Below are 10,899 nucleotides of genomic sequence, written 5' to 3'. Positions count from 1 at the left end.
CGAATCGAGTGCGGCGGCCGCCTCGCTATCGACCGTGTTGTAGGTGACGCTGTTCGCTTCGAAGATATAGTGCGTCGTATATTTGCCGAGCCGGGCGAGGATTTCCTCCTGGATTTCCTCCGGTTCGGTGTCGAGCTTCAAATACCACGAGGTGGACGATAGCCTGGTCTGGAACGCGCCGTATTCGGCCATGAGGTCGTCGAAGGCGTTCGCATCCTGGTCGCGACAGACGATGACCAGATTTCCTTTCATGCGCATCTCCCGGTAGGTCGGTAGGTTCACTCGCCACGAGAAACCGATCATACGCGCTCTCGCCGAAGTACCGTTGCTCGCCGATTTTCCGTCGAGCGGCCCTCGGTCGACCGCCCGTGGGTTCCCCGCAGCCCCGCTTCACGGCATAATTTCGCGTTCGCTCGTCGTGCCTCGCATTTTTTGCGCCCGAGGGCGCGGTATCGCGGGGCTTTGCCGCGGCAAAGGGCGGCGATAGGCAATTTTCGACGATGTTCGCGCGCCGCGCCGAAGTTCGAGCCGCGGTGCCCGCGCGCGCGTGCCGCTGACGGCTCGCGCGGGGGCGAAGCGGCGAAATGCCGGGCTGGCGCGAATTTTGTGACCGGCGCGGTTGTGCCTGAAACACAGGTTGTAGTAGTGTCGTGCCGTCGAAAAGGCGGCAAGGGCCGGCAAGCCAAAACGCACGGTCCAGCAGTCAACGATTCGCACTCAAAACGCATCACCGCAACCATACGCTCGTCATGCTTGTATTCCGTGTCTCGGATCGTCCCGCCGTCCCGTGCGTACTGCGCCGCGCCAGCTCGCCGGCGCCCGCCGGCTGCGCCCCCGGCCTGCCCGCGTCCGCTTATCGTTCGCCGCGCGGCGCGAGGGGGGCGTGATGGATTTCGGCTTTAACCTGAACCGCACGGCCAATGCTTCGGCGTGGCGACTTGCGCCCAACCGATGGGATTTCGTCGCCTTCCCGCTCATCATCTGCGTGATCGCCATGGCCGCGATCGGCTTTCACCAGACGATGGCGCCGATCTCGACCCTGAAGACGCAGGTCATTTCGCTCAATCCGGCGATGCTGCCCGAGTACGCGCTACGCACGACGCTGCGCATGCTGGCCGCGATGGTGGCCTCGCTCGTGTTCACGCTCGTCTACGGGACCTTGGCCGCCAAGAGCCGCCGCGCGGGCATGGTGTTGGTGCCGATTCTGGACATTCTGCAGTCGGTGCCGGTGCTCGGCTACATTTCCTTCACGGTCACGTTCTTCCTGGCGCTGTTCCCGGCGCGCGTGCTCGGCGCCGAACTGGCGGCGATCTTCGCGATCTTTACTTCGCAAGCCTGGAACATGACGTTCAGCTTCTACCAGTCGCTGCGCACGGTGCCGCGCGACCTCGACGAAGTGTCGCGCGGCTTTCACCTCACGGCCTGGCAACGCTTTTGGAAGCTCGAAGTGCCGTTCTCGATGCCGGGGCTGATCTGGAACATGATGATGTCGATGTCGGGCGGCTGGTTCTTCGTCGTGGCTTCCGAAGCGATCACCGTCGGCAACAACACGATCACGCTGCCGGGAATCGGCGCCTATCTCGCGCAAGCGATCGCGAACAAGAATCTCCCCGCCATCGGCTGGGTGATCTTGGCGATGACGGTCGTGATTCTGGCTTACGACCAATTGATGTTCCGCCCGCTCGTCGCCTGGGCCGACAAGTTCCGCATGGAAACGACGAGTTCCGGCGATGCCCCCGAATCTTGGCTGCTCGACCTCGTGCGCCGCACGCGTCTCATCCATTTGCTGCTCGTGCCCGCCGGCTGGGTGTTCGCTAAACTCGCGCGCCTGCCGTTGCGTTTGCCGCGCATCGATACCGTCTCGTTCGCGCGCTTGGCCAAGAGCGAGAAGCGTTCGCTGGCCGCCGATATCGTCTGGGCGCTGCTCTTGCTGGTCGCCACCGTCTACGTCGTTTGGCGCGTCGTGTCCTACGTGCGTACGGGCGTGACGGGGGCCGATGTAGGCCATGTGTTCCTGCTCGGCTTTATTACGCTTGCACGCGTCGTCGTGCTGATCGCGATTTCGTCGCTGATCTGGGTGCCGCTCGGCGTCAAAATCGGGTTGAAGCCCGCACTTGCCGAGAAGGTGCAGCCGATCGCGCAGTTTCTCGCCGCGTTCCCGGCGAACTTGCTGTTCCCGGTCTTCGTCATCGTGATCGTTCGGTTCCATCTGAACCCCGATATCTGGCTGTCGCCGCTCATCGTGCTCGGGACGCAGTGGTATATCCTGTTCAACGTCATCGCGGGCACGACGGCCTATCCGAACGATTATCGCGAGGCGGCGACGAACTTCCGCATTCGCGGCTGGCAGTGGTGGCGCCAGGCCATGCTACCGGGCATTTTCCCGTATTACGTGACGGGGGCGATCACGGCATCGGGCGGTGCGTGGAACGCGAGCATCGTGTCGGAACTCGTGCAATGGGGCGACACGAAGGTCGCGGCGCACGGGCTCGGCGCTTATATCGCGCAATACACGGCAGCCGGCGATTTCCCGAAGATCATTCTCGGCATCGCCGTGATGTCGCTGTTCGTGACGTTGTTCAACCGTCTGCTGTGGCGTCCGCTGTACGCCTATGCGGAGGCGAAGCTGCGGCTCGACTGACCCATGCCGTCCAGGCGCGCCTTTGTGGCTCGCGCGCCGACCGAGTGCTCAAATCAAGAGTGAAGCGCAATGCAAAATCCCAAAGCTGACCTAAGCGCCGCGCCGTTCGCCGGCGCGGCCACGACCGCGCCGCGTCTGGGCGAGGAAGTTCTCAACGTCAAGGGCGTGCGCCGCGGTTTCGCCAAAGCGCAGGGCGAGCTGCTCGTGCTCGACGACGTCAATCTTTCGCTGCGCGAAGGCGAGATCGTGGGGCTGCTCGGGCGGTCGGGATCGGGCAAATCCACGCTCTTGCGCATCATCGCGGGCCTAATCGAACCGACGGCCGGCGAGGTGAGCTACCTCGGCGAGCCGCTGTCGGGCCCCGCCGAAGGCGTGGCGATGGTGTTTCAGACGTTCGCGCTGTTTCCTTGGCTGACCGTGCTGCAGAACGTGGAAGCCGGGCTCGAGGCGCTGGGCGTCGGGGCGCGCGAACGGCGCGAGCGCGCGCTGGCCGCGATCGACCTCATCGGTCTGGACGGGTTCGAAAACGCCTATCCGCGCGAGCTGTCGGGCGGGATGCGTCAGCGCGTGGGCTTCGCGCGCGCACTGGTGGTAGACCCGACGCTGCTGCTGATGGACGAGCCGTTCTCGGCGCTCGACGTGCTGACCGCCGAGACGTTGCGTACCGATTTGCTCGACCTCTGGACGCAGCGGCGCATGCCGATCAAATCGGTGCTGATCGTCACGCACAACATCGAAGAAGCGGTGTTCATGTGCGATCGGATTTTGGTGCTCGCGTCGAATCCGGGGCGCGTGTTGGCGGAAATCAAAGTGCCGTTTGCCCACCCGCGCAACCGGCTCGATCCGGCGTTCCGGCGGCTCGTGGACGAGATCTACGCGAAGATGACGGCCCGCCGCACCGACGAAGCCACGAAGCAGGGGCTCGAGCTCGGCAGCTGGCTGCCCAGCGTGTCGACGAACTTGATGGCCGGTCTGATCGAAACGTTGGCGGCGCCGCCTTATCACGGCCGCGCGGACATGCCTGAAATCGCGCGTTCGCTGCATCTCGAAGTCGACGATCTCTTTCCGATCGCGGAAGTGCTGCAGCACCTCGGCTTTGCCGACGTGCGCGAAGGCGACATCTTCCTCACGCCGCCGGCCCGGGTATTCGCCGAATTCGGGACGCAGGAGCGCAAGATGATGTTCGCCGAGCATCTGCTGCGGCACGTCCCGCTTGCGGCGCGGATCAAGAAGGTGCTCAACGAGCGGCCGGGCCATCGTGCACCGCGCGTGCGTTTCGAGCAGGAACTCGAGGATTTTCTATCGGACAGCGCGGCGGAAGAAACGCTCGATGCAGTCATCAACTGGGGCCGTTACGGCGAGATTTTCTCGTACAACGACCAGACGGAAATCTTCAGTCTGGAAGACGTCGAGTCCTGAGCGAGAGACGAAGCCTACCGGCTGCGGTCATGTGAGGCTGCCGAACGCGCCGCATCCGTTCCCTTGCCCGGGGCGCGTGCGGCGCGTTTGCTTTCATGCGTCCGACGCCGGCGTGTCGTCTTCGTCCTCGTACGCACCGAGACGGTTGTAGAGCGTTTTGAGGCTGACACCCAACGCTTTCGCGGCCCTTCGTTTATCGCCGCCGCAGTGCTTGAGCGTACCGAGAATGATCTGCCGCTGCGCCTCGGCGAGCGGCGTGCCGACCCAAATGCTCATCACATCGCCTTGGGTCACGGCCTTTTTCGAGCGCGCGGCGAGCCGAGGATGCTCGATCTCGATCGTTTTCTCCGCGAGGATGAACGCGCGGTAGACGCTGTTCTTCAGCTCGCGCACGTTGCCGGGCCACGAGTAGGTGCGCAGTGTTTCCCTCGCGCGCTTGCTGAATGCCTTGCTTGTGCCTTCTTGTGCGTTCAGCTCGGCGAGGAAATGCTGCGCGAGCAATTCGCGGTCGCCTTCGCGTTCGCGCAGCGGCGGCGCACGCAACGGAAACACGGCGAGCCGGTACATTAAATCTTCGCGCAATCCGTTTTCCTTCACGGCAACGAGCGGATCGCGATTCGTGGCGGCAATGACGCGCACATCGCTGTGGAGCAGTTCGTTACCACCGACGCGATAGAACGTACCCGTCTCGAGCGCACGCAGCAGTTTGACCTGGCGCACGGGCATCATCTCGGTGATCTCGTCGAGGAACAGGGTGCCGCCGTTCGCGTGCTCGAAGTAGCCGGCGCGGCCTTGCACGGCGCCGGTAAAGCTGCCGCGTTCATGCCCGAACAGCTCTGCTTCAATCAGGCTGTCCGGAATGGCGCCGCAGTTGACGGCGACGAATGGGCCGCTCTTGCGCGAACTGCGGTCGTGAATCGTGCGTGCGATGAGTTCCTTGCCGGTGCCGGATTCGCCGACCACGAGCACGGTGGCATCGGTGGATGCGACGCGCTCTATCTGCTCGTACAGATCCAGCATCGAGGGCGAGGAACCATAGAGCATCCCATACGATTCGAGCCCCGCCGCATCGCGGGCGAGGCTGGTGGCGAATCGTGCCGCTGCGGCTTGATCCGGCGCCGCGGCTGGCGTTTCTACATCGGTAGACTCGGGCATGTGATTGCAGTCCATGGAGCATCGACGGTTGGAAGAATGACGCGACCTTCCTTCGGCGCCGATGCGCGCGGCTAGTTCCAAAAGAGTATTTAACCACGCAACGGCAGCAGTACGCACCCCGCGTCTTGCGTTGTCCCAGGCATGAAAACTGCGGCTGGCCGAATTCGACAGCGAGGGAACTTGACGGGTCCGGATCGATCCCAAGAAGGTCCGGGCTGCACGCGAGTGCCGCTTAACCTCGCATTCGTCGCATTCGTTCAATGAACCGGGCAATGCCAGGGGGATCGTATGGCTCGTCCTAAAATCGGTATTTTTGGCGCGCTCGTCGCCGTGGGCGGCGTGATCGCATGGCGCTGGGCCCAAAAGCATCGCGCTTCGCAGGCACGGCTTGCGAGCGAGTTGAACCGGTGGGAGGGCGAAGGCGGCGCAGTCGCGGCTGGGATGGCTGCGGCGCCGTCGATGTCCGATACCGCCCCGGCGCGCGACGTCATGCCCAATGGCGCCGGCCACGGCGCCTTCGGGCGCATCGGCGGCACGCGCGACGCATGGATCTTCCCGCACGGGCATAGCTGACGCCGCTTCCCGCGAGCGATCGTATCCACGGCGCCGCCGGTTCGGCGGCGCTCGTTCGTACCGGTGCACCGAAGTGCTCGCCTGACTCGGCTCGTCTAGGCACAATATCGTCGAGTCGAGCGGGGTGGCCCGCGTTCGTTCCGAACGCCCGGGTATGCCCCTTTTTTCAACCACGATTCATCACCGACAGCGAACACCGATGCCACATGTGCTGATAGTCGACGACGATCCCGAGACCCGCGAAGCCCTCGTATCGATCATTGCCGCCGACGGCTTGACGACCGCGACGGCCGGCGATTTGCGCGAGGCTCGGATCCAGCTCGTGCGCCAAACGCCGGATGTCGTGTTCACGGATCTGCAACTGCCCGACGGCAGCGGCGTCGACTTGTTCGAGGATCTCGATCCGCGCTCGGGCGTCGAAATTATCGTCATCACCGGCCACGCGACGGTGGAATCGGCCGTGACCGCGTTGAAGATGGGCGCGACGGACTACCTCGTCAAACCGATCAACATGCAGCGGGTGAAGGCCGTGCTCGATCGGTTGCCGCGCGCGGGCGATCTGAAGGCGCAAATCGGGACGCTGCGCGGCGAGTTGCGCCGCATGGGCCGTTTTGGTTTCATGCTCGGCAATTCGCCCGCGATGCAATCGGTCTACGACCAGATCGGGCGCGTGGCGCCGACAGCAGCCTCCGTGCTGCTCGTCGGCGAATCGGGCACGGGCAAGGAAGTGGCGGCCCAGACCATCCACGAATTGAGCTTGCGCCGCAAGCATGCGTTTTTGGCCGTCAATTGCGGCGCGATTTCGCCGAACCTCATTGAATCGGAGATGTTCGGGCACGAGCGCGGCTCGTTCACGGGGGCCGATCGGCAGCACAAGGGATACTTCGAGCGCGCGAGCGGCGGCACGATCTTTCTCGACGAAATCACGGAGATGCCTGCTGAATTGCAGGTCAAATTCCTGCGCGTGCTCGAGACAGGCATGTTCATGCGGGTCGGCACGACCAAGGAGATCGAAACGGACGTGCGCGTGATTGCCGCGACGAATCGCGATCCCGAGGAAGCGGTGCTCGAAGGCAAGCTGCGGCTCGATCTGTATCACCGGCTCAACGTCTTCCCGATCAGCTTGCCGCCGCTGCGCGAACGCGGCAATGACGTATGGCTGCTCGCGCAAGCGTTCCTCGACGAACTCAACGACCGTCACGGTTCACGCAAACAGTTCCCGCCCGCGGTGAAGGACATGATGCTGTCGTACCCCTGGCCCGGCAACGTGCGGGAATTGAAGAACTACGTGCAGCGCGCTTTTATCATGGCTGCTCCGGAGGCCGACTGCACGGCCGCGGTGCCCTTGCAGATCTCATTGTCCAAGCCGTCGACAGGCACCGCCGTGACGATCCCGTTCGGGACCTCGCTCGCGATGGCCGATCGCCAGCTCATTCTTGCGACGCTCGAGCAGTGTGGGGGCGTGAAGACCCGTGCAGCCGAGATTCTCGGGATCAGTCTGAAGACGCTCTACAACCGCCTTGTCGAATACGGTGAAGACGCCAAATCGGCGGCGGGCGAGGACGATGCGGCCGGCGAGACGGGAGAGGCCACAGCCGGCAACTGATTGCATGATGGCGTTCCGCCCGCAGCGGTGCGCTCTCGCGCTGCGGCGGGTGGAGCGGCGATTTTGTTCCTGGCCGGTTGCGCCATGGCAAACGATTTGCTCGTCAGGGCTCGTCATTCCTGGTTGCCGACGAGGTCCCTTTCGATGCCCGTTTCGATATCTGCCGCGCTGGGCGCAGCGCGCGGCACGCCTATACGCTTCCATCTTCATACCCCGGAACCGGATCCGCCCGTGCCGCCTCCGAAGGATCCGCCGGTCCCGGGGCGTGTCCCCGAGCGTGAACCGCCCGAACCACGCCAGCCGCCGATTGGCGATCCGCCTCCCGTGCCGATCGATATTCCACCGATGCACTGACGTGCGGCTGTACCGGTTACAAATCTGACGCAATTGTTACCGCGCGCTTATCCGTTTGGCATCCTAAACTTGAGACGATAGTGCTTTGCCTGCCCGGGCATCCGCTCGGCTCTTGGAGATCGTTCCATGAGACACCCCGCGTTGCGGCGCTCAGCGCGCCATTCGCTCAAGCGCGAAGCGAAGAATGGGAGCGGCTTTCCCACTCGATCGATCACTGAATCCGATCCATCGAAGCAAAACCGTCCGGCACCCGATGCAGCGGCCGACGGCGAGCACAACCAAGGGGGCGCGCGAGCCGAAGGGCTCGATTATCAGCGCGAACTGGGCTCCGAACAGGACGCTTAGCAGCGCAGTTTCGACCACGTAGGTTCCGGCGCGCGGCTTGGCGTGCGTGCCGGCGCGCGCTTGCGCGTTCGCTATGTCAGACGATTGGGAGGCACGGCCCTTGCGTGCAGCATATCGAGCGGCGGCGAGAGGGTTCGCCGCGCGAGAAATGCCAACCGAAGAGGTGGAGCCGCAATGAGTAGACTAATCGTGGTGTCAAACCGCGTCGCGCCGACGCAGGAGGGCCGCCCCGCGGCGGGGGGGCTCGCGATCGGCGTGCTGGACGCCCTGAAAGAAACGGGGGGCGTCTGGTTCGGGTGGAGCGGAGAGATCGTCGGCGAATCGCAGGTGCCGTCGATCGAGAAGCAAGGCAACGTCACGTATGCGACCGTTGGCCTCACACGACGCGATTATGATCAGTACTACAGGGGGTTTTCGAACGCGACCTTATGGCCGACGTTTCACTACCGCACCGACTTATCCCGCTACGATCGGCAAGAGTACGCCGGCTACCTGCGCGTCAACGCAACGCTGGCCAGACAATTGAAGGCCATGCTCAAGCCCGATGACATCATCTGGGTTCACGACTATCACCTGCTGCCGTTCGCGCGCGCGTTGCGCGATCTTGGCGTCGCCAATCCGATCGGCTTTTTCCTGCATATCCCGTTTCCGGTGCCGGAGATGCTGCGCACCGTGCCGCCGCATGAAGAGCTCGTCAAGGCGATGTGCAGCTTCGATGTGCTGGGGTTCCAGACACAGGCCGATCGACAATCGTTCATCGACTACATCGAGCGTGGCGGTTTCGGCACCGCGAGCGACGATGGAATGATCCACGCGTTCGGACGCGTGCTGAAGGTGGGAGCCTATCCCATCGGCATCTATCCCGACGCCATTGCCAAAGCGGCGCAGCAATTCTCCGATCGCAAGCAAGTGGGCACGCTGCGCGACGCGATGCTCGGACGCAAGCTCATTATGAGCGTCGATCGTCTCGACTACTCGAAAGGGCTCGTGGAGCGCTTTCAGGCTTTCGAGCGTCTGCTGCTGGGCACACCGCATTGGCACGGCAAAGTCTCGCTCGTGCAGATCGCACCGCCGACGCGTTCGGACGTGCAGACGTACCAACGCATCCGGCAGACGCTGGAGGGCGAGGCCGGGCGAATCAACGGCCGTTTCGCGCAGCTCGACTGGACGCCGATTCAGTATCTGAACCGCAAATATGAGCGCAATCTGCTGATGGCGCTGTTCCGCCTGTCGCAAGTGGGCTACGTCACCCCTTTGCGCGACGCCATGAATCTCGTGGCGAAGGAATATGTCGCATCGCAGGATCCCGAGGATCCGGGCGTGCTCGTCCTATCGCAGTTCGCGGGCGCGGCCGAACAGTTGCCCGGTGCGCTGCTGGTCAATCCGTTCGATTTGACGCAGATGGCCGAAGCGCTCGAGCGTGCGCTGTCGATGCCGTTGGAAGATCGCAAGGCAAGGCATGCCGATATGATGGCGCAACTGCGCTCGGGCGATCTATCGACGTGGCGCGATGCATTCCTGGCCGACTTGCGCCATGTGACGACGGCGGCTTCGTTCACGCGCAAGGCCGTCAAATTGGCCGACATCGCCGCTTGAACTCGATAAGGCATCGGATGCGATAAGGCATCGGATGCCGCATCGGCAACCATGAAACAAGGCCGGCGCTTGGGAAGCGCCGGCCTTGTTTTTTGCTCGCGCCGCGCGGCGGGCTGCAGGCGAGGGGCGGTTACGCTTGGCGGCGCAATTGCGCCGGCGGCACCTTCAGCAGATTGCGATATTTGGCAACGGTCCGACGTGCGACGATCATGCCTTCCTGCGACAGCATCTTTGCGAGTGCGACGTCAGACAGCGGGTTGCGCACATCTTCCTGATCGATCATTTCCTTGATCAACGCGCGCACGGCGGCGGCGGAACAGCGGCCGCCCGTCTCCGTCGCGAGTTCGCGCGGGAAGAAGTGGCGGAACTCGAAGATGCCGCGCGGCGTGGCCATGTACTTGTTGCTCGACGCCCGCGACACCGTCGATTCATGCAGACCGAGCTCTTCCGCAAGCTTGCTCAGCACGAGCGGTTTCAATGCGATTTCACCGTAGTCGAAGAACGCCTTTTGATAGGAGACGATGCACTGCGCGACGCGTTGGATCGTCGTGAAGCGCTGCTCCGCGTTACGCAGCAGCCAGCGCGCTTCCTGCAGTTGCTGCGCGAGCGGTGAGCCGGCGCCGCCGGATTGGGCGAACAGTTCCGCATAGACACGGTGAATGCGCGCGCGCGGTAGCACCGCCGGGTTGATCGATGCCACCCATCGCCCTTTCACGCGGCGCACGATCACGTCGGGAATGACGTAGTTGTCGTCGGAGGGCGCATAGAATTGACCGGGCTTCGGATCGAGCCGCCGCACCAGTGTGCAGGCTTGGCGCAACTCTTCTGCCGAGCAACCCAGTTGCTTTTGCAGCTCCGCGTGCTCGCGTCGCGCGAGCCGCTCCAGATGATGTTCGACGAGTTCGCGCGCCACCGCGCGTCCCGGCGTGTCGGGCGGCATCACATCCAGCTGCAGGCCCAAGCATTCCGACAGCGAGCGCGCGCCGACTCCAGGACGATCGAGCGTTTGCACCAGCCGCAGCGCCACACGCAATTCCTCCTCGCCAAGCGGCGGATCGGCCTCGAATGCACTCGCGAGTTCATCGAGCGATTCGCGCAAGTAACCGTCATCGTCCAGCGCTTCAATGACGATCTGCGCGGCCGCGCGGTCCCGTTCGTTCAGTGGGTACAGGTGCAGCAGACCGTGCAGATGCTCGTGCATCGTCGGCTG

The 10,899-nt window shown here is 63.7% G+C and carries 9 protein-coding genes; 6 read left to right on the top strand and 3 right to left on the bottom strand.

Going from position 1 to position 10,899, the window contains the following annotated elements; all coding sequences use genetic code 11:
- Window positions 1–252 (bottom strand): double-stranded DNA-specific endonuclease (locus tag ACTHL0_RS10875; RefSeq protein ID WP_440566743.1); only part of this gene is annotated, 252 nt, incomplete at its 3' end.
- A 634-nt stretch (window positions 253–886) separates the two neighbouring features.
- On the opposite strand from ACTHL0_RS10875, the gene ACTHL0_RS10870 reads away from it, so the two are divergent.
- Both ACTHL0_RS10870 and ACTHL0_RS10865 read left to right on the top strand, forming a co-directional pair.
- Window positions 887–2,641, top strand: a complete 1,755-nt coding sequence (locus ACTHL0_RS10870; protein ID WP_440566742.1) for an ABC transporter permease — start codon at window positions 887–889, stop codon at window positions 2,639–2,641.
- A 69-nt stretch (window positions 2,642–2,710) separates the two neighbouring features.
- Complete coding sequence (locus ACTHL0_RS10865; RefSeq protein ID WP_440566741.1) at window positions 2,711–4,060, top strand: ABC transporter ATP-binding protein; 1,350 nt, start codon at window positions 2,711–2,713, stop codon at window positions 4,058–4,060.
- Window positions 4,061–4,153: 93 nt separating this feature from the next.
- Here ACTHL0_RS10865 and ACTHL0_RS10860 read toward each other — a convergent pair whose 3' ends face one another.
- On the bottom strand, window positions 4,154–5,215 hold the full coding sequence (locus ACTHL0_RS10860) for a sigma-54 interaction domain-containing protein (RefSeq protein ID WP_440566740.1): 1,062 nt from the start codon (window positions 5,213–5,215) through the stop codon (window positions 4,154–4,156).
- Window positions 5,216–5,503: 288 nt separating this feature from the next.
- Here ACTHL0_RS10860 and ACTHL0_RS10855 point away from each other — a divergent pair, with 288 nt between their 5' ends.
- The 4 genes from ACTHL0_RS10855 to otsA all read left to right on the top strand — a co-directional run bounded on the left by ACTHL0_RS10855 (window position 5,504) and on the right by otsA (window position 9,689).
- A complete protein-coding gene (locus tag ACTHL0_RS10855; protein WP_440566739.1) occupies window positions 5,504–5,788 on the top strand; it encodes a hypothetical protein in 285 nt (94 codons plus the stop codon).
- A 199-nt stretch (window positions 5,789–5,987) separates the two neighbouring features.
- The gene (locus tag ACTHL0_RS10850) at window positions 5,988–7,394 is read left to right on the top strand and encodes a sigma-54-dependent transcriptional regulator (RefSeq protein ID WP_440566738.1); all 1,407 of its coding nucleotides are present in this window, start codon (window positions 5,988–5,990) and stop codon (window positions 7,392–7,394) included.
- Between the two features lie 480 nt (window positions 7,395–7,874).
- Window positions 7,875–8,093: a hypothetical protein gene (locus tag ACTHL0_RS10845; RefSeq protein WP_440566737.1), complete on the top strand. Its 219-nt coding sequence runs from the start codon at window positions 7,875–7,877 to the stop codon at window positions 8,091–8,093.
- A gap of 174 nt (window positions 8,094–8,267) precedes the next feature.
- Window positions 8,268–9,689, top strand: coding sequence for an alpha,alpha-trehalose-phosphate synthase (UDP-forming) (otsA, locus tag ACTHL0_RS10840; protein ID WP_440566735.1), 1,422 nt, complete (start codon window positions 8,268–8,270; stop codon window positions 9,687–9,689).
- 130 nt (window positions 9,690–9,819) lie between these two features.
- On the opposite strand, the gene rpoN is transcribed toward otsA, so the two are convergent.
- On the bottom strand, window positions 9,820–10,899 hold a 1,080-nt coding region (gene rpoN / locus ACTHL0_RS10835), incomplete at its 5' end, for an RNA polymerase factor sigma-54 (RefSeq protein WP_440566733.1).

This window comes from Trinickia sp., assembly GCF_051961175.1.
Lineage (GTDB): Bacteria > Pseudomonadota > Gammaproteobacteria > Burkholderiales > Burkholderiaceae > Trinickia.
The sequence above is the reverse complement of the archived record's forward strand: the minus strand, read 5'-3'. Positions and strand labels throughout refer to the sequence as shown.